The organism is Pseudomonas sp. ASL8, assembly GCF_056680355.1.
Map to the genome: position 1 here is coordinate 3,129,388 of NZ_CM155278.1, position 24,150 is coordinate 3,153,537.

A 24,150-nucleotide genomic window follows, 5' to 3' on the forward strand; every position below is an offset into this window, starting at 1 on the left:
CCGCTCCCCGTTTTTGCTTGAGGTTTTTGCATGAAGCAGTCCTTTGATATTGCCGTGATCGGCGCCACCGGCACTGTTGGCGAAACCCTCGTCCAGATTCTTGAAGAGCGCGAGTTTCCGGTGGCCAGTCTGCACTTGCTGGCGAGCATCGAATCGGCTGGCCATTCGGTGCCGTTCAAGGGCAAGAACGTGCGCGTGCGTGAAGTGGATGAATTCGATTTCAGCAAAGTCCAACTGGCCTTTTTTGCCGCTGGCCCAGCGATTACCCGCAGCTATGCGGCGCGGGCGACAGCAGCGGGCTGCACGGTGATTGAACTGTCGGGCGGTTTGCCGGCCGAGCAGGCGCCCACTATCATTCCAGAAGTCAACGCGGCCTTGCTTGGCGCGCTGAAAAAGCCGTATCAAATTGCCAGTCCCAGCCCATCGGCGACGGCATTGGCAGTGGTGATCGCGCCGTTGCGTGCGCTGCTCGACGTCGTTCGGGTCAATGTTACCGCGTGCCTTGCGGTGTCCAGTCAAGGCCGCGAAGGTGTGGCGGAACTGGCTCGACAAACCGCTGAGTTGCTCAATGTGCGACCGATGGAACCGCGCTTTTTTGATCGGCAGATGGCGTTCAACCTGCTGGCCCAGGTCGGTACGCCCGACGCCCAAGGCCATGCGCCGCTGGAAAAGCGTTTGGTCACGGAATTGCGTGAGTTGCTGGCCATGCCATTGCTTAAGGTGTCCGCTACCTGCGTTCAAGCGCCTGTATTTTTTGGCGATAGCTTTAGCGTTTCGCTGCAGCTATCGGGTGCGGTCGATCTTGCGGCAGTCAATGCTGTGCTGGAGGCTGCGCCGGGAATCGAACTGATTGAAGCGGGCGATTACCCCACGGCCGTTGGCGATGCCGTTGGCCAGGATGTTGTCTATGTAGGACGAGTGCGTACAGGGATCGACGACCCGGAGGAACTTAATCTGTGGATCACGTCTGATAATGTGCGCAAGGGTGCAGCGTTGAACGCTGTGCAAGTGGCTGAATTGTTGATAAAAGACCTTGTGTAAAAGATACTTGGCAACAATTCAAGAATCATTTTAGCTTTCAGACTTTACCTTCTCGGTTGCCGAGGAATATTCAAACAAGGGATGGGCTATGGTTCAGGTTCGCAAACTGGTATTAGCAATCGCTGCCGCTTCGACGCTGTCATCCGGTATGGCGCATGCGTTGGGGCTCGGGGAACTGACCTTGAAGTCGACCCTGAACCAGCCTCTGGTTGCCGAGATCGAGCTGCTCGATGCCCGAGACCTGAATGCCAGGCAGGTAGTGCCGAGCCTGGCGCCATCCGCTGATTTCGCCCAGGCGGGTGTTGCTCGGCAGGCATTTCTCGATGATCTGACGTTTACCCCGGTGCTGAATGCCAGCGGCAAAAGCGTTCTGCGGATTACGTCGAGCAAGCCGGTTCGCGACCCCTACATGAAATTCCTCGTGCAAGTGCTCTGGCCTAACGGCCGGTTGTTGCGCGAATACAGCCTGTTACTCGATCCGCCGAAGGCCGCGCCTGAGGCCGCCGCTGTCGCTGCCGCGCAACTTCCGGCCACTGCGCCCGTTGCCGTCGAGCCTCAAGCGCCGGCCGCAACGCCACCAGCACCGGCAGAGGCGCCCGCGCCGACCCCGGTCGCGGAGGCCAAACCTGCTCGATACACCACCAGCAAACGCGATACGTTGTGGGAAATTGCCGCCCGCGTGCGCAATGGCGGGTCGGTTCAGCAGACCATGCTGGCCATTCAGGCGCTGAACCCGGATGCGTTTATCGGCGGTAACATCAATATGCTGAAAACCGGTCAAGTGTTGCGTCTTCCCGATCAGCAGCAAATCGCCACGCTCCCTCAGCCGCAGGCCGTCGCTCAGGTGGCGGAGCAAAATGCTGCCTGGCGCCAGCGTCGCAGTTTGCCCGCGGCCGCGCGTCAGGTTGATGCGACCCGTCGCGCTCGTGCCGACGCCGCACCTTCCAAGGTCGACGCGCAGGACAACTTGAGCCTGGTCTCGGGCAGTTCCAAGGCGGGCGGCAAAGGTGCCTCGGGTGATAGCAAGGCGCTCAGCAGCAAGCTGGCGATAGCCAAGGAAAACCTCGACACGACGCGTCGTGATAATGCTGAACTGAAAAGCCGCATGACTGACTTGCAAAGTCAGTTGGACAAGTTGCAGCGCTTGATCCAGTTGAAAAACGATCAGTTGGCGAAGATGCAGGCTGAGGGTGCGACCGCACCTGGTGCCGCTAATACCGTGCCACCGATACCCGCTGAACTGGTCGCTGCTGCGCCGTCGGCTGATATGGCGCCTAAGGTCCCAGGCGAGATTGCGCCCGAAGATGCCCTGCCACCGGGTGCTGCGCAAGCCAGCGCAGCGCCGGATGCAGAGCCGATTGCCCCTGCGCCTGCCACGCCCGCAGAAGAAGAAAACGCAGATAATGCGTTGAACAAATTGCTGGCCAGCCCGCTGATGTTGGGGTTGGTCGGGGGTGGCGCGCTGTTGATTGTGCTGCTCTTGTTGCTGCTCCTGGCTCGACGTCGCAATGCTCGGCAAGCGTCTGACAAACATAAACGTATGGCACGGGCGCTGGCCGAAGAAACCCAGTTTGCCGCTGACATGGATTTGCCTGCAGACAGTTTCGACGGTGTCGATGTTCCGCCGCCAAGCGTGATGCTGGCGCCAGCGCCGATGCCTGTCGTTGAGCCGGTGCGTGAACGGTCGACTGACGTTCTTGATCAGGCAGAGACTCATGTCGCCAACGGTCGCCTCAATCAGGCTGCCGAACTTCTGGAAGAGGCCATCAAGGAAGAGCCGCAACGCAGCGACCTGCGCCTGAAGCTGATGGAAGTCTATGCAGAGCAGGGTAATCGCAATGGCTTTACTGGCCAGGAACGCCAGTTGGTGGCCACCGGCAAAAACCACGCTGAAGTCGAACAACTGAAAAGCCGCTATCCGACGATGCTGGTGGCAGCTGCTGCTGGCTTGAGCGCTGCAGCCCTGGCAGCAGAGCTTGACGCCAACTACGTCAAGGACCTGATGCTTGACGAGCCTGAAGCACCTGCACCCGCACCCGCAGCTACTCCGGCTCCAGCTCCAGCGCCCGCTCCGGCGCCTGTCGCGGAATCAGATGATCTCGATGAGTTCGACCAGGATTTCGACCTGAGTCTGGATGATCTGGAGGAGGCCTCGCCTGCGATCATCAAAAACCCGATTGAATCGACGCTCGAGGATGAGCCTGTTGTGGACGACGAGCTGAGCCTCGATGCGCCTTTGGTGAACGACGCGTTGCTCGATGACGACCTGAATTTTGACGCGGTGTTGCAACAGCAGACGGAAGCCAGGAAAGCCCAGTCCGATGATTTGGCCGATTTCGACCTGGATCTCCCGGAAGAGCAGCCATCGTTGAGTGCCGAGGATGATTTCCTGCTGAGCCTCAAAGATGACCTGCGAGATCTTCCCGCTTTTGATGACGCTCCGACCCTGGATCAGCCCGTCGACGATAAGGCGACTGCGGACGATCTGGAGTTGCCTGCTGATTTCGACCTGTCCTTGGCCGATGAAATCGACGCTGAAGCAGCGCCCGATGCCTTCGATTCGGAACTCAACGACGTCAATGCCGAGCTGGATCGTTTGTCCCAGAGCCTTGAACAGCCACCGATCGCCAAGCCGTTCGAAGCTCCAGCCGTTACCGCGAAAGACGCGGCTCTCGCGGACGACGAGCCTGAGTTTGACTTCCTTGCGGGTACGGATGAGGCTGCGACCAAGCTTGATCTGGCCAGGGCTTACATCGAAATGGGCGACAACGATGGTGCTCGCGATATTCTCGACGAAGTAGTCGGTGAAGGTGATGAGACCCAGAAAACCGAAGCGCAGGAGATGCTGGCGCGTTTGGTCTGAGTCGATGCCCAGGGTTTTACCGCAAACGACCGCCTTGGCGGTCGTTTGCGTTTATGGGGTTTAGCAGGTTCGTCATGGAAGGTGCGGGGCGTCCTCGCTGAGGAGCACCCCGGCGACTCAGGGTTTAAGTTGAGCTGGCCTTTTTACTCAGCCTTTCGACCAGGCAGGTTGCAGAAATCGACGGAGGGGGTACGAAGAGGAAGTTTAGTTTGTAGCGTTCAATGAGCGTGAGGGCGAGCAGTGGTACGGTTATGCCAACCAGGGTTCCCACCGCCAAATGAACGGACGCAGCCTGTACTCCGGCGACCTTCACCAGGATTATCCGTGCACCGCTGCCGGCCAGAACATGCATTAGATAGATCGCCATGGAGGACGTCCCTATAAACATGAACCATTCCAGGCGAACTTTATCCAGGCACATGGACAACGACACAACAAAAAGAATCGAGACCGCCGCGAGCATTAATGCCGTAACGCCGACGACGTCGTAGGTCAGTCCCAGTACGAAGTGAAAAATGTATTGCCCCGCCAGAAAAGCAATGCCAAGGCCCATCGCCAACGCCCTACAGCGCCGCTCGAAAAAATCCTTTATATCGTTGAACACGATGCCGAAGACAAAGAAAACGGTATTTCCGGCTATGTAATACACGATGACCCCTGCGTGCAGCTCTTTGCTGACCACAAACAGGACAGCGAAAAACAAGAGCAACAGTGCTGAATAAGCCTTGCTGACCAGCGAGTAAATAAGCGCACTTAAAACAAAGATCCAGAAAAGAGCATACAAGAACCAAAACTGCGCCCTTGGGTTCCAGGCAAAAGAAAGTACATCGAGATAAGAGGTGCTGTGGGTGGTGTAATTCGACAGTGCAAGCTCAATACTGCCTTGCAACAAAGACCAGATGATGAATGGATAGGCGATGGTGTCAATCTTGTTGACGATCAGTCCGCCTGCGCCACGCTTCGTGAGAGACTCGTAAAAGAACAGGCCCGACAAGAAGAAAAACAACGGCATGTGGAAGCTGTAAATAATGCTGTCTACCATTCGAAATGTATAGGCATCAATAGGCAGGCCGGCACTGTAAACGCCTCTGGCGACGTGACCATATACAACTAAAATGATACCTATCGCTTTTGCGTAATCAACCCAATAGCTTCTGTCCCTCATCGTAAAACGCCTGTGTAGTGTGGATGTTTACTGCTGGCGATCGGCAAGCGCAAGCTTAGTCGGGTATCAGGTTTGTGCCAGTTCCCACGCGCAGATAACCACGCCGCTGTCTCGTTGCCTTCCGCCCGCCAAACAGGGGCTTGTTTGGGGGTGGAAGGGGCAGAGAGATTGCAGCTTGTCGTACGCACGGCACCGCTTTTGTAAAGGAAAAACAGCAGAAAAACTACAGTGCTGCACTCAGTCCAAGCAAGCGTTCTACCCCGACAGGTTCCTCAGCCATCAAGGGGATCACGGCATAGCGTTGAGCATGCTCGTGGATCACATGATCAATTTCCTTGAGCTCATTTATCGCCCGCTTACGAAGCAATGGGGATTGGGTCCTGGACGCTGCGATGCAGTTGTTGATCACCCAGGCCCAAGGCTCGATACCTGCCCGCCGCAGATCGGCTTGCAGATTGGCAGCCTCTAGCACGGGGGTTGTTTCAGCCAGCGTGACAAGTAAAACCTTGGTTTTTTTGGGGTCTTGAAGCTGCATCATCGGCGTCGTGAAGTGCGTGCTGCTGCCTGCCATCTGCCGGGCGATGTCGCGATGATAGGCACCCGTGGCATCAAGCAGCAAAAGGGTGTGCCCGGTCGGGGCGGTATCCATGATCACGAACTTCTTGCCCGCCTCTCGAATAATGCGCGAGAAGCTCTGGAAGACCGCGATTTCTTCGGTGCAGGGAGAGCGAAGGTCTTCTGCCAAAAGCGCTTTTCCCTGCTCATCCAGATGCGCGCCTTTAGAGGCCATCACTTGATCGCGATACCGCTGGGTTTCAACGTGAGGATCAATGCGACTCAGGGTGAGGTTTGCCATTGAGCCGTCCAGGGTTTCTGCGAGATGAGCCGCTGGGTCGGACGTGGTGAGGTGAACCGGCAACCCTCTGTGTGCGAGCTCGACGGCTACTGCCGCCGCCAGTGTTGTTTTGCCGACGCCGCCTTTACCCATGACCATAACCAGCCCATGGCCATCAGCCGCAATCTCGTTTACCAGGTCGCTCAGGCTGGGCGCATGAATCTCGGTAGTCGGAGACTCAAACGCTTCGACCGCGCCGTCATCCTCACTTAACAACTGTTTCAGCGCGTCAATCCCAACCAGATTGAAAGCTTTCAGGGGGAGTTGATCTACGGGCAACGCCTTGAGCGCGTCCGGCATTTGCGCAAGGGCTTGTTGTTCCCGTGCATATACTGCGGCGGCCAAAGTATCTTTATCCGTCTCAGTCCTGGGCAAAACTCCGTTGATCACCAGATATTGCTGGCGCAGGCCGATGCTCGCGAGCTCCTCGTGGGTGTGAGCAGCTTCGCGCAACGTGGCGTTCTGGGCGCGAGCGACCAGGACGAGTCGGGTAAGTGCCGGGTCGGACAAGGCTTCAACGGCTTTGCGATATTGATCGCGCTGTTTATCGAGACCTGCCAATGGCCCCAGGCAAGAGGCATCGCCTTGGCCTGCTTCAAGGAATCCACTCCAGGCGCCAGGCAGTTGGAGTAGGCGAATAGTGTGCCCGGTAGGGGCGGTATCAAAGATGATGTGGTCATAGTCATGGAGCAACGTGGCGCTCACCAGTAGGGCGGTGAACTCATCGAAAGCGGCGATTTCTGTTGTGCATGCCCCGGACAGCTGTTCTTCCATGCCCTTGACGACATTGGCGTCCAGCACGCCGCGTGCAGGCCCGATAATACGATCTCTGTAGGCCTGGGCTGCCGCCTGCGGGTCGATTTCGAGCGCAGACAAATGAGCAACTGCGGGTACAGGGGTTATGCGGTTGCCAATGCTGATGCCAAATACCTGACCGACGTTGGATGCAGGATCGGTACTCACCAGAAGTACGCGTTTCCCTCGTGCCGTTAGTTCCAGGGCTGTAGCGCAGGCAATCGACGTTTTACCTACACCTCCCTTGCCGGTAAAAAACAGAAAGCGTGGTGCGTTCTCGAGAAACTGCATGAGCGACTCCGTCAAGGTTCAAGTGGCCATGTGTGTCGCTCAGAACGTACGACACATAAAGGCGGCCGGCGATTTTATCGGGCTTGAACATGATCGCCTACAACGTGTGGTCTTCGCCATTGCGTGCAATACCGTGAACCCGACGTGTTAATCTTTTTAGCCTCTTTCATTCAATCAGGTCGTGAATAATGAGTAAGTGGCTCGTACTGATGGTTCTGCTGTGCTCGTCTCTGGTTTATGCCGAAGAGGCTGTGCAACGCGACTTGCCGCTTAACTATCTGGAACAGACCCAGCCAGGTTCGGACAATCAACCTCTGGTTATTTTTCTCCACGGTCATGGTGGTAGCGAGAATGACTTGTTCGGGCTGAAAGAATCTTTGCCTGCCCGCTACACCTATCTGTCTGTTCGCGCGCCGATGACCCTGACCGATGGCGTCTTCCAATGGTTCGACAAGACTAATCGCACCGGTGAATACGGCGGCAACACTGCACAGATGAGAAACAGTGAGCGGCTGATCGCCGAGTTTGTCGTTGCGGCGATTCAGAAGTACCGGACTTCGGCGAACAAGGTGTATCTGGTAGGTTTTAGCCAAGGTGCGATGGTGAGTTACTACGTTGCACTGCACCATCCACAGGCTATCGGCGGAATTGCGGCGCTGAGCGGAACGATGCTGCCCTCGTTGCGCGCTGAAGTGGAGCCGGGTAAGCCTCTGGGGATGCCGGCCACGTTCATCGGGCATGGCACTTCCGACTCGATATTGCCGTTTGCTTTGGCTATCGAGGCGGATCGACTCTTGAAGAGGGGTTCGGTCACGGTGCAGTTTCATGCATACCCCGGCTTGGGGCATTCGATCAATGAAGCTGAAGTGGCCGACCTCAAGCATTGGCTGGAACAGATGAATCGCGGCGCTTGAGCACCTTAGTGTCACTTTTTTGCAAAAAAAGAGTGGTGAAAAGAGCGGCCAGATAGCACGCGAGAACAGGCTGTGGAGGTGCTGGCCGGCGAGCCACTGTTTCTTCGATGGTCACGGAACGCTCTATAAAGGAAGGCTGGCCTGCGTGGTGCTCAGCTTTCAGGTGCGTATAATGGCCGCCACTGCGAAAACGATATTGGCGTAACAAATTGAAAAATATGACCACTGCGGCAGCCGAGATGGCTGCCGCCGGCTTTTCCAGAATCGCATTAGGCGTCGAGTATAAAGGTTCGCGTTATTGCGGATGGCAGCGCCAGGCTTCCGGCGTACTGACCGTTCAGGAAACCCTTGAGAATGCATTGTCCAAAGTCGCTGCTTCCCCCGTCTCGTTGTTGTGCGCCGGGCGTACCGATGCGGGTGTGCACGCCTGTGGGCAAGTGGTGCACTTCGACACTCAGGCCGAGCGGTCGCTGAAAGCCTGGGTCATGGGCGCTAATATCAATTTGCCTCACGATGTCAGCGTGACTTGGGCCCAGGTCATGCCGGCGCATTTTCATGCACGGTTCAAGGCGATTGCCCGCCGTTACCGCTACGTCATCTACAACGATCCAATCCGGCCGGCGCACCTGGGCCAGGAAATCACCTGGAATCACCGCCCGCTGGATGCAGAACGCATGGCGCTGGCCGCTCAGTACCTGGTCGGCACCCATGACTTCAGTGCGTTTCGTGCTGGGCAATGTCAGGCGAAGTCACCGATCAAGCAGTTGCATCACCTGCGGGTGACGCGTCACGGTCAAATGATCGTCATCGACGTTCGCGCCAACGCCTTTTTGCACCACATGGTGCGCAATATCGCTGGCGTGTTGATGACCATTGGCACCGGCGAGCGGCCAATCGAATGGGCCGGGGACGTACTGGAGAGCCGCGTCCGTCGGACCGGTGGCGTGACCGCGCACCCGTTCGGGCTTTACCTGGTGAAAGTGGAATACCACGATGAGTTTGCCTTGCCGGAACGTTACGTCGGCCCGCACTTCTTGACCGGCTTCACTGAACTTGGCGGCTGACGCCCGGAAAAGCATTTGCTAACATCCGGGACTTTCCCGAACAAGGCTTGAGGTTTTCACTGCATGTCAGGCGTTCGCAGCAAGATCTGCGGGATTACCCGCATAGAAGACGCGTTGGCCGCGGTTGATGCAGGGGCCGATGCCATCGGCTTTGTGTTCTACGCCAAAAGCCCTCGGGCCGTCAGCGTCGAGCAGGCGCGTGCAATTATTGCTGCCTTGCCACCGTTTATTACCACCGTTGGCTTGTTCGTCAATATCAGCCGTTGCGAGCTCACCGAGATACTGGAAATCGTACCTCTGGATCTCTTGCAGTTTCATGGCGACGAAACGCCCGAGGACTGTGACGGCTATCATCGACCTTACATCAAGGCGTTGCGCGTGCAGGCGGGCGATGACATCGCCGCCAGTTGCCGGGCCTATTCCAGGGCCAGCGGTATTCTGCTCGATACCTATGTTGCCGGCGTGCCGGGCGGCACAGGCGAAGCGTTTGACTGGTCGTTGATCCCGCAGACGCTGAGTAAACCGATTATTCTGGCGGGCGGTTTGACGCCAGACAACGTCGCGCAAGCCATTGCTCAGGTCCGACCTTATGCGGTGGATGTCAGCGGCGGAGTTGAAATGAGCAAGGGAATCAAGGACCACGACAGGATCCGTGCGTTCATGCACGCGGTGCGGGGTTCTTGATTCGGTCATTGACAGGTTGTTTGCCTGATGTGACGGTTGGTGTTTGGCCACCGTCCATAAGCCTGGCGTAGCGATAAGCGCGCGGGTCGACATTGAATAAGCGACGACGCTGATGCGCGTCGTCACAATGGCGAGTGACGAGGTTCGTTTCAGGCAGGTCCGGCGGTATGCCGATCCCTGAAGTTGCCCGTCGCCGCTGTACACATGAATTAGCTCAAGGGCATACGCGGGGCTGTGAATCGCTAGCGCGTTCGAGCCACCGGTACTGGAGAAAGAAAGCATGAGCAACTGGTTGGTAGACAAACTGATCCCTTCGATCATGCGTTCCGAGGTGAAAAAAAGCTCGGTACCAGAAGGGCTTTGGCATAAGTGCCCGTCTTGTGAAGCGGTGCTTTATCGTCCGGAACTCGAAAAAACCCTGGACGTCTGCCCCAAGTGCAATCACCACATGCGCATTGGCGCACGTGCTCGTCTGAACATCTTTCTCGATGTGGAAGGGCGTGCAGAGCTGGGCGCCGACCTCGAGCCAGTGGATCGCCTGAAGTTTCGCGACAGCAAGAAGTACAAGGATCGCCTGGTCGCTGCACAGAAGCAGACCGGCGAGAAAGATGCGCTGATCTCCATGAGTGGCACGCTGCTCGGGATGCCTGTCGTGGTCTGCGCATTCGAATTCTCGTTCATGGGCGGCTCGATGGGTGCCATTGTCGGCGAGCGGTTTGTACGCGCGGCCAACTACGCACTGGAAAATCGCTGCCCAATGGTCTGCTTTGCTGCTTCCGGCGGTGCGCGGATGCAGGAAGCGCTGATTTCCCTGATGCAAATGGCCAAGACGTCGGCGGTGCTGGCGCGTCTGCGCGAGGAAGGCTTGCCGTTCATCTCGGTCCTGACCGACCCCGTCTACGGCGGTGTTTCCGCCAGTCTGGCGATGCTGGGCGACGTGATCGTTGCCGAGCCCAAAGCCCTGATCGGCTTCGCGGGTCCTCGTGTGATCGAGCAGACTGTGCGTGAAAAACTGCCAGAAGGTTTCCAGCGCAGCGAGTTCCTGCTGGAGCATGGCGCCATCGATTTGATCGTTCCGCGTCAAGAACTGCGTCCGCGTCTGGGTAATCTGCTGGCCCAAATGATGGACTTGCCGACACCTAAATTCATCGCCGCACCTTCGGAACCGATCATCGTTCCGCCGGCACCGGCCACTGTATGACCCTGCGTACCTTGGGCGACTGGCTCGCTTACCTTGAGCAACTGCATCCATCGGCCATCGATATGGGGCTGGAGCGTTCGCAACAAGTGGCGGGCAAGCTGGGATTGACCCGGCCGGCCCCCAGGGTGATCACGGTCACGGGGACCAACGGTAAGGGTTCGACCTGCGCGTTCATTGCTTCATTGATGCAAGCGCAGGGGCTCAAGGTGGGTGTTTACAGTTCGCCGCACTTGTTGCGTTACAACGAGCGGGTACAGGTCCAGGGCGTTGAGGCCACCGATAGTCAGCTGTGCGAGGCTTTCGCAGCGGTGGAAGCCGCCCGCGGCGACATCTCCCTGACCTATTTCGAAATGGGCACGCTCGCAGCGTTTTGGCTGTTCGAGCGCGCGGCGCTGGACGCGGTGGTCCTGGAAATCGGCCTCGGCGGACGTCTGGATGCGGTGAACCTGATTGATGCCGATCTGGCTGTGATCACCAGTATTGGTGTTGATCACGCTGACTGGTTGGGTGATACCCGTGAGTCGGTCGCCTTCGAAAAGGCCGGGATCTTGCGTCAGGGGCGTCCAGCCCTGTGCGGCGACCTCGATCCTCCCGCGCCATTGCTCGAACGCGTCAAGGCCCTCGGTTGCCCGTTCCTGTTGCGCGGCCGTGATTTCGATCTGGCGGTGACCGACAGTGACTGGCATTGGCAGGGGCATGATGCGCGCGGCCGACTGGTTGAACTGCACCATTTGCCGCTGCTTGACCTGCCGATGGAAAATGCCGCATTGGCGTTGCAGGCTTATCTGCTGCTGGATCTTCCTTGGGTGCCGGAACACATTAGTGCAGCCTTGAGCGGCACGCGGTTGACCGGTCGTCTGGATCGGCGCCAGATCAACTGGCATGGCAAGCCACTGAAGCTTTTGCTGGATGTCGGCCATAATCCTCATGCGGCACACTATCTGGCGCAACGTCTGGCAGGTCGGCCCCCCGCTGGCAAACGCCTGGCCGTTTTCGGATTGCTGGTGGACAAGGATCTCAAGGGTGTACTGGCCGAACTGGCTGGCAGCGTTCAGGATTGGGCTGTTGCACCTTTACCGACCCCCCGTAGCTGTTCGGCTGGCGAGTTGCAGGCTGCGCTACAGAACCTTGGCGCAAGCGTGACGTCTTATCAGAGTGTCGCGCTGGCGCTGGAAGGGCAGTGCGATCAAGCGACAGCCGAAGATGAAATTCTGCTGTTCGGATCATTTTATTGCGTCGCCGAGGCCTTGGAATGGCTGGCCCGTCGCGCCAAGGAGGACATTGCAAATGGCTTTGCTGGATAACGTGTTCAAGCAGCGGATGGTCGGTGCACTGGTATTGGTCGCATTGGCGGTGATTTTCTTGCCGATGTTGTTTTCGCGCCAGGATGAAACGCGTCGCGTGTCGGTCGATGTGCCCGCCACGCCGCAAACACCGGCAACGTCTCAAGTGCAGGTCGAGCCTGTAGCGGTTCCAGAGCCTCAATCGTTGCCGCAGGAGCCTGTGCCGACGGACGAAGACCTTGCTCAGCCCAAGGCCTCTTCGGTGCCTGTGCCAATAACCACGGTGACCCCGTCGGTCGCGACCACGCAGCCAGCTCCGGTAGTCAAGCCGGCAGCGGCTCAGGCGCCCGCCAAGCCCGCCGCAGAACCCAGTCGTGTGGATGCCAATGGCCTGTCGGTCAGTTGGTCGGTGCAACTGGCCAGCCTGTCCAATCGCGCCAGTGCCGACACGTTGCAGAAAAGCCTGCGCGCTCAGGGCTATAACGCCTATATTCGGTCCTCGGATGGCTTGAACCGAGTGTTTGTCGGGCCGCTGATTGAGCGTGCCGAGGCTGATCGTTTGCGTGATCAGTTGAGCAAACAGCAGAAACTCAACGGTTTGGTGGTGCGCTTTCAGCCTGAGCGAAATTGAGTCCACAATCTAATCGGTAATCGCTGCTTACGGGCGGGCTAGTGCTCTGCTAAAATACGCCGCCTTATCCGTCCGTAGGCTTCAACGTGCCATTTACCCCGGTTGATTGGGCGATCATTGCGATCATTGCCATCTCCGCCTTGATCAGTTTGAAACGCGGCTTCGTCAAGGAAGCATTGTCGTTACTCACCTGGATCATTGCCGGTGTTGTTGCCTGGATGTTCGGCGGCTCGCTTTCGCAGTACCTTGTCAGTTATATCGAGACACCTTCAGCTCGCGTGATTGCCGGCTGCACCATCCTGTTTGTCGCCACCTTGCTGGTAGGCGCCATGGTCAACTTTCTCATCAGCGAACTGATTCGCGTCACCGGGCTTTCCGGGACCGATCGTTTTCTGGGTATGGTCTTCGGCGCTGCGCGCGGAGGCTTGCTAGTGGTTGTCGCGGTCGGGCTGTTGAGCCTGGGCCCCGTACAGCAAGATCAATGGTGGCAGCAGTCGAAACTGATGCCACAATTTCTGTTGGTCGCTGACTGGTCGAAAAACCTGATTCTCGGGTTGTCCAGCAAGTGGCTAGCCAGCGGTATCAGCGTACCCGCTGATCTCCCGTTCAAGGAACACCTCCTGCCGTCAACAATACCGCAAGAAGTGTTCGGTAAATCCAGTTCCACTAAGTAGGGGTTGCGTCGCATGTGTGGCATCGTCGGTATCGTCGGTAAGTCGAACGTCAATCAGTCGCTGTATGACGCGCTAACCGTCCTCCAGCACCGCGGCCAGGACGCTGCCGGTATCGTAACCAGCCATGGCGGCCGGTTATTCCTGCGCAAGGACAATGGGTTGGTCCGTGATGTGTTCCACCAGCGCCATATGCAGCGCCTGGTCGGTCACATGGGTATCGGCCATGTGCGCTATCCCACCGCGGGCAGCTCGACTTCGGCCGAAGCTCAACCGTTTTACGTCAACTCGCCGTATGGCATCACCCTGGCGCACAACGGCAACCTGACCAACGTCGAGCAACTGGCCAAGGAGATTTACGAATCTGACCTGCGCCACGTCAACACCAACTCCGATTCGGAAGTGTTGCTCAACATTTTTGCTCACGAACTGGCCCAGCGCGGCAAGTTGCAGCCGACAGAAGAAGACGTCTTCGCGGCCGTGACCGATGTGCACCATCGTTGCCGTGGCGGATACGCCGTGGTCGCCATGATCACTGGCTATGGCATCGTCGGTTTCCGTGACCCGCATGCCATACGTCCTATCGTCTTCGGTCAGCGTCATACCGACGAAGGCGTCGAGTACATGATTGCGTCGGAAAGCGTTGCGCTGGACGTGCTCGGTTTCACCCTGATCCGTGATCTGGCGCCGGGCGAAGCGGTCTACATCACTGAAGACGGCAAGCTGCACACTCGTCAGTGTGCGACCAACCCGCAATACGCGCCGTGCATTTTCGAGCACGTTTATCTGGCGCGTCCTGACTCGATCATCGACGGCGTCTCGGTGTACAAGGCACGTCTGCGCATGGGCGAACGACTGGCGGACAAGATCGTGCGCGAGCGTCCTGATCACGACATCGACGTGGTTATCCCGATTCCTGACACCAGCCGTACCGCAGCGCTCGAACTGGCCAATCGCCTGGGCGTGAAATTCCGCGAAGGTTTCGTCAAGAACCGTTACATCGGTCGCACTTTCATCATGCCGGGGCAGGCTGCGCGGAAAAAATCCGTACGCCAGAAGCTCAACGCCATCGAGCTGGAATTCCGTGGCAAGAACGTGATGCTGGTGGATGACTCCATCGTGCGCGGTACCACCTGCAAGCAGATCATTCAGATGGCCCGTGAAGCCGGGGCGAAGAACGTGTACTTCTGTTCTGCGGCACCTGCTGTGCGTTACCCGAACGTCTACGGCATCGACATGCCGAGCGCTCACGAGCTGATCGCACACAATCGTACGACGCAGGACGTTGCAGACCTGATCGGCGCCGACTGGCTGATTTATCAGGACCTCAGCGACCTGATCGACGCAGTGGGCGGCGGCAAGGTCAAGATCGCAAACTTCGACTGCGCGGTATTCGACGGCAAGTACGTGACCGGCGATATCGACGAGCACTACCTGAACAGGATCGAGCAGGCGCGCAACGACGCCTCCAAGGTCAAGACTCAGGCGGTCAGTGCCATTATTGATTTGTACAACAACTAAGAAGGGGTAGGCGGCATGGCTCACGAATGGGATGCAGGCCGGCTGGACAGTGATCTGGATGGCGTGGGTTTCGATACCCTTGCCGTGCGTGCCGGTCAGCACCGCACGCCGGAAGGTGAGCATGGCGATCCGATGTTCTTCACGTCCAGTTACGTGTTCCGCACTGCCGCCGATGCGGCGGCGCGGTTCGCGGGTGAAGTGCCGGGCAACGTCTATTCGCGTTACACCAACCCGACTGTGCGTTCTTTCGAGGAGCGTATTGCCGCCCTCGAAGGTGCTGAGCAGGCCGTCGCTACCGCCACAGGCATGGCGGCGATTCTGGCTGTAGTGATGAGCTTGTGCAGCGCTGGTGATCATGTGCTGGTGTCGCGCAGTGTGTTCGGTTCGACCATCAGCCTGTTCGAGAAGTACTTCAAGCGTTTCGGTGTCGAAGTCGACTACGTTCCGCTGGCCGATCTGTCTGGCTGGGATGCAGCGATCAAGGCCAATACGAAGCTGCTGTTCGTCGAGTCGCCGTCCAATCCTCTGGCCGAGCTGGTGGATATCGCTGCACTGTCCGAAATTGCGCATGCCAAAGGCGCGATGCTGGTCGTCGACAACTGTTTCTGCACGCCTGCGCTGCAACAGCCTCTGTTGCTGGGCGCTGACGTGGTCGTGCATTCGGCGACCAAGTTCATCGACGGCCAGGGCCGTTGCATGGGCGGAGTGGTCGCGGGTCGCAGCGAACAGATGAAAGAAGTGGTGGGATTCCTGCGGACCGCCGGGCCGACGCTGAGCCCGTTCAACGCCTGGATCTTCCTCAAGGGCCTGGAAACCTTGAGTCTGCGTATGCGCGCTCACTGCGCCAGCGCCCAGATTCTGGCCGAGTGGCTGGAGCAGCAGGACGGCATCGAAAAGGTTCATTACGCAGGCCTCAAGAGCCATCCACAGCATGCCTTGGCGCAACGTCAGCAAAAGGGCTTTGGTGCGGTGGTGAGTTTTGAAGTCAAAGGCGGCAAAGAGGGCGCCTGGCGCTTTATCGATGCCACGCGGTTGATTTCGATCACCGCTAACCTGGGCGACAGCAAAACCACGATTACCCACCCGAGTACTACCTCTCACGGGCGTCTGGCGCCGCAAGAGCGCGAAGCTGCCGGGATTCGTGACAGCTTGATCAGGGTTGCAGTGGGTCTCGAAGACGTTGCCGACTTGCAGGCGGATCTGGCGCGCGGGCTGGCGGCTTTGTGAGTGAGTGGGCGGTGGAAGCTGTCCCGGCCAGCAATGGCCGGGTCGCGCTGGTCACAGGGGCTGCTCGCGGTATCGGTCTGGGCATTGCCGCCTGGCTGATCAGCGAAGGCTGGCAGGTGGTGTTGACGGACCGGGATCGTGTTCGCGGTTCGAAAGTGACCAAGGTGCTTGGCGAAAACGCCTGGTTCATTGCCATGGACGTGTCCAGTGAAGAGCAAGTGACGCTATGTGTGGCGGAAGTGCTGGGCCAGTTCGGTCGCCTTGATGCGCTGGTGTGCAATGCGGCGGTTGCCGATCCCCACAACGCAACACTGGAAAGCTTGAGCCTGCATGACTGGAACCGGGTACTGGCCGTCAATCTCAGTGGGCCGATGCTGCTGGCCAAGCACTGCGCGCCTTACCTGCGCGCTCACGGTGGCGCCATCGTCAATCTGACCTCGACCCGTGCCACACAATCGGAACCGGACACTGAGGCCTATGCGGCGAGCAAGGGCGGCCTGTTGGCGTTGACCCATGCCCTGGCCATCAGTTTGGGCCCGGAGATCCGTGTAAACGCTGTCAGCCCCGGCTGGATCGATACCCGTGATCCGTCTGTGCGTCGTGCAGAGCCTTTGTCCGATAGCGACCATGCCCAGCACCCGGTGGGCAGGGTGGGGACGGTTGAGGACGTGGCGGCGATGGTGGTCTGGCTGCTGTCGAAAAATGCAGGGTTCGTCACCGGCCAGGAGTTTGTGGTTGATGGCGGCATGACCAAGAAGATGGTTTATCAGGATTGAGGTTTTCAGCGAAAGCGCCGCATCAGATCCGCGTGATTTGGCGGTGCCGATCTGTTCGCGGATAGAGACGTTCCCGCAAATGTGATTCGGTAAAGCGATATCGGGCAATTGATTCAAAAGGGTACTTTTTAAAAAAACTTCAAGCAGGGTATTGACTTAGGTTCGATATCTGCGTAAATTTCGCGGCCTCAACGAAGCAAAGGGTGATTAGCTCAGCTGGGAGAGCAGCTGCCTTACAAGCAGCGGGTCGGCGGTTCGATCCCGTCATCACCCACCATTTATTGAGTGTTCTTTAACGAGAACAGGACGAAAGTCCACCGACAAGCAGCGGTAGTTCAGTCGGTTAGAATACCGGCCTGTCACGCCGGGGGTCGCGGGTTCGAGTCCCGTCCGCTGCGCCATATTTTTCAGATTGGGTTCGCCCGGTCTGAGACTGGAAAGCCGCAAGGCTGATCAGTCAGGGTTACAACGAAACAGGCTCTCGAAGGCCAGTTTCAAATGAGTTCATCGGGTGCAAGCTCGAGCGACAAGCAGCGGTAGTTCAGTCGGTTAGAATACCGGCCTGTCACGCCGGGGGTCGCGGGTTCGAGTCCCGTCCGCTGCGCCATATCCCGCTTCAAGGCCCTTGAACTCCTTGAAGCAAACAAACAAGCGACCTTAAGGTCGCTTTTTTGCGTCCTGAATTCCACATAACGCCCTCTCCAGTACTCATGCGGTGAGTGCTTCTGTTTCTTTCATGCTCCGGGATTGGGTTATGCTCGAAGCGTGAAGGCGTTTTGGCATCGGTTGCGGCCGTGGTGGAATGAGAGGGAGTGACTCATGGAGTCTCCAGGCAGTATTCGCAGGGCGCAGTCATTTGCTTCCGATACACGAGAGGCGGTGCGCGAGTTCCACGCCGGGGTTGTTCAGCACGACATGGCGCTGGTGCTGTTCTTCTGTTCGCCGACCTATGACCGGGAGATAGTCGCGCAAGAAATGGCGCGTCTGTTTCCAGGCGTAGACGTTGTCGGCTGCTCGACGGCGGGGGAGATCGGCCCTGTCGGTTATTGCACCGACAGCATCACTGGGGTCAGTTTTCCTGGAAGCGATTTTGTGGCGGTGGTGGGTGCCATTGACCACCTGCAGCAACTTGAAGCGGCCAAGGTCATGGAGTTTGCTCAGCAGCAACTACAGAGGCTGACGATCAAGGCGCCAGGGGTGGCGGACCCGAGCGGTTTTGCGCTGCTCCTGACCGATGGCCTTTCAGTGCGTGAAGAGCCGCTGACCAATGCGTTGCAACGGTCCTTGGGCAAGTTGCCACTCATCGGTGGGTCTGCAGCCGATGCGTTGTCTTTCGGTCATACCTACGTCTACTTCGACGGGGCATTTCACAGCGATAGCGCGGCCGTGGTTCTGCTGAGTACGCCTTTGCCGTTCAAGCTGTTCAAAATCCAGCATTTTGTACCGACGTCCAAAAGGCTGGTGGTGACCGCCGCCGACCCCGCCCATCGCGTGGTGAAAGAAATCAACGGATTGCCCGCCGCCGAGGAATATGCCCGCTATATCGGTGTTGAGGTTAGCGATCTGAACCCCTTGAGTTTCGCCGCATCGCCCCTGGTGGTGGTGATCGGCGAGACGAGCTATGTGCGTGCCATTCAGTCGGCCAACAGCGACGGAAGCCTGACGTTCTTCTGTGCCATTGAGGAAGGGCTGGTGCTACGCCTGGCGCATGGCGAGGATCTGGTGGAAAACCTCAAGCAGTCCTTTGCGGCATTCAACTCGGAAATCGGGCCGCCGCAACTGGTTCTGGGGTTCGATTGCGTCCTGCGCAGGATGGAAATCACCCTCAATGACATTAATGACGCCGTTGAGGATATTTTTCGCAGCAACAATGTCACCGGGTTCACGACCTACGGTGAGCAATTTCGCGGAGTGCACGTCAACCAGACATTGACCGGTATCGCGATTGGCGCGGCGTTGCCCGAGGTGAATCATGCTTGAGCGAATCCAGCTGTCCGCTAATGACGAAAAGCGCCTGTGCGCCGAGATCGCTCGCAAGGACAAGATCATCGAGGTCCTGATGGACCGCGCCGAACGCGGCAGCAACGGTCAAGGTTCCGATTTCGATCTGTTTCAGACCACTGTCATGTTGGAAGACATGGTGCATGAGCGCACACAGGATCTGGAAACCGCGCTGCGCAATAACGAAAGCATCACCCGCGAGCTGAAAGCGGCCCAGGGCGAGCTGGTGACCTCCGCACGCCTGGCCGGTATGGCCGAAATCGCAAACAACGTCCTGCACAACGTCGGCAACGTCCTTAACAGCGTGAATATATCGGCGGACATCGTGTGTTCCACGCTGCGACAATCGAAGGTTCGCAGCCTGAGTAATGTCGTGGAGCTTATCCAGGAACACCCGGACGACATCGGTGAGTTTCTGGCGCGAGATGAAAAAGGAAAGCTGTTGCTGCCTTACCTGTTCAAGCTGGCGGCCGCGCTGTCCGCCGAGCAGCGCAACGTGCTGGATGAGCTTGGCTCATTGACTCAGAACATCAACCACATCAAAAGTATCGTCGCGACCCAACAGTCCCATGCGGGCTCAGCCAGCATGATCGAAGATGTCGATCTGGATGCCGCGCTCGAGGATGTACTGCGTTTGGGGGGCGGGGTTGTAGGTGCGCATCAGATTATCGCGCTCAAGGAGTATTCGGATGTGCCCGCGCTGCTGCTGGATAAGTCGCGGTTTATCCAGATTTTGGTCAACTTGCTGCGAAATGCCAAGCAGGCCATGGACGCTATCGATGACCTGACAGGCCCGATCACCCTGCGCGCAAGGGTGGTCAAAAACAGCGAGGGCAGGCGTTTGCAATTGAGTGTGGAAGATGAAGGCGAAGGTATCGCGCCCGAGCATCTGCCGCAGCTTTTCGTGCATGGCTTCACGACACGCAAAGAGGGCCATGGCTTTGGCCTGCACAGTTGCGCGTTGGCGGCCAAGGAGATGGGCGGCACCTTGACGGTTCACAGTGACGGGCCCGGCGCCGGGGCTGTGTTTACCCTTGAGTTTGCAATGGCCTCAGCGCTGGGTTGACCCGCGATGTAACGCTCACGCGGGTAGTTTGCCGCCTCCAGCGATCAGTGGAAACGCTCGGCGCTATAGGGGGCGGGGTCGGTAAACGGTTCGGTGCCGGTCATCATCTCCGCAAGCAGGCGACCACTGACCGGGCCCAGCGTCAGGCCGTGGTGGGCGTGGCCGAAGTTGAACCACAGCCCTGGATGACGCTTGGCCGGACCGATCACCGGGCACATGTCCGGCAGGCACGGGCGCCGACCCAGCCAGGGTTCGGCATCCAGGCGTTCTCCAAGGGGGTAAAAGCCGCGTGCCAGCTTTTCGCAACGGCGCAGCTGGATTTCATTGATAGGGTCGTCGCTGTCGGCGAACTCGACGCCGGTGGTCAGACGAATCCCTCGCACCATCGGTGCCAGTACATAACCGCCCTGACGGTCGACAATGGGATGGTGCAACTGAGTGCCGGGTTTGGCGGCGTAGTGCATGTGGTAGCCGCGCTTGACCGCCAGCGGAATCCGGTAACCCAGCGGCTCGAAAATGCCTCTGGCCTGAGGACCGAGGGCCACCACGGCTTCGTTGGCAATGATCAGGCCCTTTTCGCTCTGCACCTCCCATTTTCCTGCGCGTTGGCTCAGGCTCAAGGCATCACCCAGCACGAATACGCCGCCGCGCTTGATGAACAGTTCTGCATAGCCGCGGGTCAGGCCGCCCGGATCACTGACCGTCTTCGGGTCGAGCCAGTGAATACCGCCGACGACGTTGGCATGCAGCCCTGGCTCGCGCTCGTGCACCTGCTGCTGATCAAGCACTTCATGGTTCAAACCGTACTTTTTGAGCGCCACCGCGTCTTCTTTGGCTTTTTCAAACGCGGGCAGGTTGCGGAAGGCCTCGATCCAGCCACTGTCCTTGATCAGCCCACCCATGCCTGCCGGTTCCGACAGCAGGTCATGTTCGCTGACACAGCGCTCGACCAGCGGCAGCATGGAGCGGGTCGCGGCGGCCAGGCCTTTGGGCCCCGAATTACGCCAGTATCGCAGCAACCACGGACCTGCCTTGGGCAGATACCGCAGGCTGTAGCGCACATCGGATTGCTGGTTGAGGGCGTAGCGCAACAGGCTCGACAACTGGCGCGGAAACGCATAGGGAATCACGCTGGCACGCTCGATCAGCCCGGCGTTGCCATGGCTGGTGCCGTTGCCGGGTTGCTCGCGGTCGAGCAATACCACGTTGCGGCCGCGTGCCTGTAACTGCAGGGCGGTGCTGACGCCGACAATCCCGGCGCCCAGAATGATGGTGTCGCAATGCATGGGAAATCCTTGATACGCGGGCCGTAATCACAGCCTGGAAAAATCGGTTCAATTCAAATCAGGGCCAGGCGGCCTTCGATTGGCTCAGGCGGCGTCGCACAGTGTCGACATTACGGGAGAAGCTCAATTTCGTCACGCCCATCGGCGCCCTGGATAATCAACGTCGGCGCGTTAACCGAACCGGTGTAGAATCCTCAAGCGTCAGTCAAATCGACCGTACCTCCAAACTGCGTTGATCGAACGCCAGCCTTGTTGCAGACTTACCCCCTCGTTTCAGGACTGCAGTTCTGCTGACAGCTATTTCTCCCAGGATTTTCAATGTCTAAATTACTGAGCTTTCGTACCGCATGCTGGGTCACCACCCTGCTGGCTGCCGCAGGCTGCTCATCGCCCAAACCGGCGGTCTACGAGCATGAAAATTTCGACGATTCCGGTACTTTTTCGAGAAACTACCCGGTCACCGATTCTGCTTCCTGTGAGGCGGCGCGTCGGGCCTTGCTCAGTCAGGGCTACATCATCAGTAGCAGTGACCCGAAAGTGATCAGCGGGCACAAAAGCTTCCAGCAGACGGGTGAAACCCACATGGAGATCAGCTTCAGTGTGGTCTGCGCGTCTGATGGCACTTCCGCTAACGGGGCGACGATGTTCGCCAACGCTTTGCAGGACCGTTATGCGCTGAAGAAGGTCAACAATTCGGCGAGCGTGGGTGTTGGCGTGCTGGGTTCGGTGTCGATGCCGATCGGCTCCACTGACGATTCGATGGTCAAGGTCGCCAGCGAGACGGTCTCGTCGCCCAAGTTCTATGATCGCTTCTTCACTCTGGTGGAGATTTTCTTGCCACCTGAAGTGAAAAAAGCCGCCCATATCCCTGAAAAGCCGAAAACCGATCTGGGCATTCCAGAACCGGTGGCTCAAGCGCCGAAGCCGGCAGCGCTGGTCGAGACCAAGCCTGCGACTCCAGAGGCGGTACCTGCCAAAGAAACTGCTCCGGAAGCCGCGCCTGCCACTAGCGGAAGCGAACCGGCGCCGGCACCCGCGGAACAGCAGTCTATTCAGGTCGAGCCTGTAACGCCTGTTCCGCCAGTGGAAACGACACCTTAACGTCTGGCGAGCAGCACCCGATGCCATGAAGATAGCCGCTGAGACTTTTCCGTTCAGCGGCTTTTTAATGGGCGGTGCACCTCAGCTTAGAAACAGCTTGTACGCCGGGTTATCAGTTTCATCCCAGTACGGATAACCAATCTCGGCCAGCGCCGCAGGGATCAGGTGACGTTCGTCCTCCGGCACCACCAGCCCCGCCATGACCCGGCCATCCGCCGCGCCGTGGTTGCGGTAGTGGAACATCGAGATATTCCACTGGCCACCGAGTTTGTTGAGGAAGTTGAACAGCGCGCCGGGACGCTCGGGGAATTCGAAGCGGAACACCACTTCATCGCTGACCCGCGCCGCATGACCGCCGACCATGTGCCGGATGTGCAGCTTCGCCAGTTCGTTGTGGGTCAGGTCCAGCACCGGGAAGCCCTGTTCGGTCAGGCTGCTGAGCAGCGCGGCGCGCGGGTCGTTTTCCGGGTGGGTCTGCACGCCGACGAAGATGTGCGCTTCGCGATCGGTGTGATAGCGGTAGTTGAATTCGGTGATCTGGCGTTTACCGATGGCTTTGCAGAAGGCTTTGAAGCTGCCCGGCTTCTCGGGAATGGTCACCGCGATGATCGCTTCGCGGCCTTCGCCCAGCTCGGCGCGTTCGGCGACGTGGCGCAGGCGGTCGAAGTTGACGTTCGCCCCGGAGTCGATGGCCACCAGGGTCTGGCCGCTGACGCCGTACAGCTCGACGTACTTCTTGATCCCGGCCACGCCCAGTGCGCCGGCAGGTTCAGTGATCGAGCGGGTGTCGTCGTAGATGTCCTTGATCGCCGCACAGATTTCATCAGTGCTGACGGTGATCACGTCGTCGACGTAATCCTTGCAGACATCAAAGGTGTGCTTGCCAATCTGCGCCACCGCCACGCCATCGGCAAACAGCCCGACCTGACTCAGCACCACGCGCTCGCCTGCGGCCATGGCCGCTTGCAGGCAGTTGGAGTCGTCCGGCTCGACGCCGATCACCTTGATCTCCGGGCGCAGGTATTTCACGTACGCGGCGATGCCGGCAATCAAGCCGCCACCGCCCACCGGGACAAAAATCGCGTCCAGAGGGCCCGGATGCTGACGCAGGATCTCCATCGCCACGGTGCCTTGCCCGGCAATGGTGTCCGGGTCGTCATACGGGTGGACGTAGACGTAGCCTTTTTCTTCGACCAGTTTCAGGGAAAACGCCAGCGCCTCGGGGAACGAATCGCCGTGCAACACCACTTTACCGCCGCGTGAACGCACGCCTTCGACCTTGATCTCGGGGGTAGTTTTGGGCATGACGATGGTGGCCTTGACCCCCAATACCTTGGCCGCCAGCGCCAGCCCCTGCGCGTGATTGCCTGCCGACGCGGTGACCACACCCTTGGCCCGTTCGGCTTCGCTCAGTTGCGTCAGCTTGTTGTAGGCGCCGCGAATCTTGAACGAGAACACCGGCTGCAAGTCTTCGCGCTTGAGCAATACCTGATTGCCGAGGCGCTCGGACAGCTGGCGGGCCTGCTGCAAGGGGGTTTCAACGGCCACGTCGTAGACGCGCGAGGTGAGGATTTTTTTGGCGTACTGCTTGAGCAAATCGCTCATTGATGGGCTCCTGGTGCGAGAGGTGTTGCCCAGGAGACAGAAAAAACCCGCCTCGAGGGCGGGTTGGGT

20 protein-coding genes and 3 tRNA genes are annotated in these 24,150 nt (G+C 58.6%); 19 read left to right on the forward strand and 4 right to left on the reverse strand.

The genetic code is table 11. The features are described from left to right. The first annotated feature begins 30 nt into the window (after window positions 1-30). Together AC1MEA_RS14400 and AC1MEA_RS14405 are read left to right on the forward strand one after the other, a co-directional pair. The gene (locus AC1MEA_RS14400) at window positions 31-1,041 is read left to right on the forward strand and encodes an aspartate-semialdehyde dehydrogenase (RefSeq protein WP_480416543.1); all 1,011 of its coding nucleotides are present in this window, start codon (window positions 31-33) and stop codon (window positions 1,039-1,041) included. An 88-nt stretch (window positions 1,042-1,129) separates the two neighbouring features. Next, the gene (locus tag AC1MEA_RS14405; protein WP_480416544.1) at window positions 1,130-3,904 is read left to right on the forward strand and encodes a motility hub landmark protein FimV; all 2,775 of its coding nucleotides are present in this window, start codon (window positions 1,130-1,132) and stop codon (window positions 3,902-3,904) included. A gap of 124 nt (window positions 3,905-4,028) precedes the next feature. Here the strand turns inward: AC1MEA_RS14405 and AC1MEA_RS14410 are convergent, their stop codons facing one another. Together AC1MEA_RS14410 and arsA are read right to left on the reverse strand one after the other, a co-directional pair. After that, complete coding sequence (locus AC1MEA_RS14410; protein WP_480416545.1) at window positions 4,029-5,069, reverse strand: acyltransferase family protein; 1,041 nt, start codon at window positions 5,067-5,069, stop codon at window positions 4,029-4,031. Window positions 5,070-5,292: 223 nt separating this feature from the next. Then, a complete protein-coding gene (arsA, locus tag AC1MEA_RS14415; RefSeq protein ID WP_480416546.1) occupies window positions 5,293-7,050 on the reverse strand; it encodes an arsenical pump-driving ATPase in 1,758 nt (585 codons plus the stop codon). On the opposite strand from arsA, the gene AC1MEA_RS14420 reads away from it, so the two are divergent. The 16 genes from AC1MEA_RS14420 to AC1MEA_RS14495 all read left to right on the forward strand — a co-directional run bounded on the left by AC1MEA_RS14420 (window position 7,049) and on the right by AC1MEA_RS14495 (window position 20,089). Then, window positions 7,049-7,201 carry a hypothetical protein gene (locus AC1MEA_RS14420; protein ID WP_449636083.1) on the forward strand — a complete coding sequence of 51 codons (153 nt, stop codon included), beginning with the start codon at window positions 7,049-7,051 and terminating at the stop codon, window positions 7,199-7,201. The genes arsA and AC1MEA_RS14420 overlap by 2 nt on opposite strands. Before the next feature lie 37 nt (window positions 7,202-7,238). Continuing rightward, window positions 7,239-7,964 (forward strand): alpha/beta hydrolase, encoded by a 726-nt coding sequence (locus tag AC1MEA_RS14425; protein ID WP_480416547.1) that lies wholly within the window; start codon window positions 7,239-7,241, stop codon window positions 7,962-7,964. A gap of 239 nt (window positions 7,965-8,203) precedes the next feature. Beyond that, complete coding sequence (gene truA, locus AC1MEA_RS14430) at window positions 8,204-9,028, forward strand: tRNA pseudouridine(38-40) synthase TruA (protein ID WP_219061695.1); 825 nt, start codon at window positions 8,204-8,206, stop codon at window positions 9,026-9,028. 63 nt (window positions 9,029-9,091) lie between these two features. Then, window positions 9,092-9,712, forward strand: a complete 621-nt coding sequence (locus tag AC1MEA_RS14435) for a phosphoribosylanthranilate isomerase (RefSeq protein WP_480416548.1) — start codon at window positions 9,092-9,094, stop codon at window positions 9,710-9,712. 280 nt (window positions 9,713-9,992) lie between these two features. Then, window positions 9,993-10,913 carry an acetyl-CoA carboxylase, carboxyltransferase subunit beta gene (gene accD, locus AC1MEA_RS14440; protein ID WP_480416549.1) on the forward strand — a complete coding sequence of 307 codons (921 nt, stop codon included), beginning with the start codon at window positions 9,993-9,995 and terminating at the stop codon, window positions 10,911-10,913. Continuing rightward, window positions 10,910-12,217: a bifunctional tetrahydrofolate synthase/dihydrofolate synthase gene (folC, locus tag AC1MEA_RS14445; RefSeq protein WP_480416550.1), complete on the forward strand. Its 1,308-nt coding sequence runs from the start codon at window positions 10,910-10,912 to the stop codon at window positions 12,215-12,217. The genes accD and folC overlap by 4 nt, the downstream gene beginning before the upstream one ends. Next, a complete protein-coding gene (locus AC1MEA_RS14450) occupies window positions 12,201-12,827 on the forward strand; it encodes an SPOR domain-containing protein (RefSeq protein WP_219061603.1) in 627 nt (208 codons plus the stop codon). The genes folC and AC1MEA_RS14450 overlap by 17 nt, the downstream gene beginning before the upstream one ends. Window positions 12,828-12,913: 86 nt before the next feature. Beyond that, window positions 12,914-13,501 (forward strand): CvpA family protein, encoded by a 588-nt coding sequence (locus AC1MEA_RS14455; RefSeq protein ID WP_449633740.1) that lies wholly within the window; start codon window positions 12,914-12,916, stop codon window positions 13,499-13,501. A 12-nt stretch (window positions 13,502-13,513) separates the two neighbouring features. After that, complete coding sequence (gene purF, locus AC1MEA_RS14460; RefSeq protein ID WP_219061601.1) at window positions 13,514-15,019, forward strand: amidophosphoribosyltransferase; 1,506 nt, start codon at window positions 13,514-13,516, stop codon at window positions 15,017-15,019. Between the two features lie 15 nt (window positions 15,020-15,034). Continuing rightward, the gene (locus AC1MEA_RS14465) at window positions 15,035-16,246 is read left to right on the forward strand and encodes an O-succinylhomoserine sulfhydrylase (protein WP_219061600.1); all 1,212 of its coding nucleotides are present in this window, start codon (window positions 15,035-15,037) and stop codon (window positions 16,244-16,246) included. A gap of 11 nt (window positions 16,247-16,257) precedes the next feature. Continuing rightward, window positions 16,258-17,022 (forward strand): SDR family oxidoreductase, encoded by a 765-nt coding sequence (locus AC1MEA_RS14470; RefSeq protein WP_219061694.1) that lies wholly within the window; start codon window positions 16,258-16,260, stop codon window positions 17,020-17,022. A gap of 201 nt (window positions 17,023-17,223) precedes the next feature. Continuing rightward, a tRNA-Val gene (locus AC1MEA_RS14475) sits at window positions 17,224-17,299 on the forward strand. Window positions 17,300-17,346: 47 nt separating this feature from the next. Next, a tRNA-Asp gene (locus AC1MEA_RS14480) sits at window positions 17,347-17,423 on the forward strand. 129 nt (window positions 17,424-17,552) lie between these two features. After that, window positions 17,553-17,629, forward strand: a tRNA-Asp gene (locus tag AC1MEA_RS14485). Window positions 17,630-17,841: 212 nt separating this feature from the next. Continuing rightward, window positions 17,842-19,002, forward strand: coding sequence for an FIST N-terminal domain-containing protein (locus AC1MEA_RS14490; RefSeq protein WP_480416551.1), 1,161 nt, complete (start codon window positions 17,842-17,844; stop codon window positions 19,000-19,002). Then, complete coding sequence (locus tag AC1MEA_RS14495) at window positions 18,995-20,089, forward strand: sensor histidine kinase (protein ID WP_480416552.1); 1,095 nt, start codon at window positions 18,995-18,997, stop codon at window positions 20,087-20,089. Before AC1MEA_RS14490 ends, AC1MEA_RS14495 begins: the two co-directional genes overlap by 8 nt. 44 nt (window positions 20,090-20,133) lie before the next feature. On the opposite strand, the gene AC1MEA_RS14500 is transcribed toward AC1MEA_RS14495, so the two are convergent. Continuing rightward, a complete protein-coding gene (locus AC1MEA_RS14500; RefSeq protein ID WP_480416553.1) occupies window positions 20,134-21,375 on the reverse strand; it encodes an NAD(P)/FAD-dependent oxidoreductase in 1,242 nt (413 codons plus the stop codon). Window positions 21,376-21,693: 318 nt separating this feature from the next. Here AC1MEA_RS14500 and AC1MEA_RS14505 point away from each other — a divergent pair, with 318 nt between their 5' ends. Continuing rightward, on the forward strand, window positions 21,694-22,476 hold the full coding sequence (locus tag AC1MEA_RS14505; RefSeq protein ID WP_480416554.1) for a DUF2242 domain-containing protein: 783 nt from the start codon (window positions 21,694-21,696) through the stop codon (window positions 22,474-22,476). An 81-nt stretch (window positions 22,477-22,557) separates the two neighbouring features. Here the strand turns inward: AC1MEA_RS14505 and ilvA are convergent, their stop codons facing one another. Further along, complete coding sequence (gene ilvA / locus AC1MEA_RS14510; protein WP_480918147.1) at window positions 22,558-24,072, reverse strand: threonine ammonia-lyase, biosynthetic; 1,515 nt, start codon at window positions 24,070-24,072, stop codon at window positions 22,558-22,560. Window positions 24,073-24,150 lie beyond the last annotated feature (78 nt).

Bases quoted from the DNA above. Each gene is read 5' to 3' on its own strand.
- AC1MEA_RS14465 (WP_219061600.1), top strand. From the start codon at position 15,035: ATGGCTCACGAATGGGATGCAGGCCGGCTGGACAGTGATCTGGATGGC.
- accD (WP_480416549.1), top strand. From the start codon at position 9,993: ATGAGCAACTGGTTGGTAGACAAACTGATCCCTTCGATCATGCGTTCC.
- arsA (WP_480416546.1), bottom strand. From the start codon at position 7,050: ATGCAGTTTCTCGAGAACGCACCACGCTTTCTGTTTTTTACCGGCAAG.
- AC1MEA_RS14490 (WP_480416551.1), top strand. From the start codon at position 17,842: ATGGAGTCTCCAGGCAGTATTCGCAGGGCGCAGTCATTTGCTTCCGAT.
- AC1MEA_RS14420 (WP_449636083.1), top strand. From the start codon at position 7,049: ATGAGCGACTCCGTCAAGGTTCAAGTGGCCATGTGTGTCGCTCAGAAC.
- truA (WP_219061695.1), top strand. From the start codon at position 8,204: ATGGCTGCCGCCGGCTTTTCCAGAATCGCATTAGGCGTCGAGTATAAA.
- AC1MEA_RS14495 (WP_480416552.1), top strand. From the start codon at position 18,995: ATGCTTGAGCGAATCCAGCTGTCCGCTAATGACGAAAAGCGCCTGTGC.
- AC1MEA_RS14435 (WP_480416548.1), top strand. From the start codon at position 9,092: ATGTCAGGCGTTCGCAGCAAGATCTGCGGGATTACCCGCATAGAAGAC.
- AC1MEA_RS14425 (WP_480416547.1), top strand. From the start codon at position 7,239: ATGAGTAAGTGGCTCGTACTGATGGTTCTGCTGTGCTCGTCTCTGGTT.
- AC1MEA_RS14405 (WP_480416544.1), top strand. From the start codon at position 1,130: ATGGTTCAGGTTCGCAAACTGGTATTAGCAATCGCTGCCGCTTCGACG.
- AC1MEA_RS14505 (WP_480416554.1), top strand. From the start codon at position 21,694: ATGTCTAAATTACTGAGCTTTCGTACCGCATGCTGGGTCACCACCCTG.
- AC1MEA_RS14450 (WP_219061603.1), top strand. From the start codon at position 12,201: ATGGCTTTGCTGGATAACGTGTTCAAGCAGCGGATGGTCGGTGCACTG.
- AC1MEA_RS14410 (WP_480416545.1), bottom strand. From the start codon at position 5,069: ATGAGGGACAGAAGCTATTGGGTTGATTACGCAAAAGCGATAGGTATC.
- AC1MEA_RS14500 (WP_480416553.1), bottom strand. From the start codon at position 21,375: ATGCATTGCGACACCATCATTCTGGGCGCCGGGATTGTCGGCGTCAGC.
- AC1MEA_RS14400 (WP_480416543.1), top strand. From the start codon at position 31: ATGAAGCAGTCCTTTGATATTGCCGTGATCGGCGCCACCGGCACTGTT.
- folC (WP_480416550.1), top strand. From the start codon at position 10,910: ATGACCCTGCGTACCTTGGGCGACTGGCTCGCTTACCTTGAGCAACTG.
- purF (WP_219061601.1), top strand. From the start codon at position 13,514: ATGTGTGGCATCGTCGGTATCGTCGGTAAGTCGAACGTCAATCAGTCG.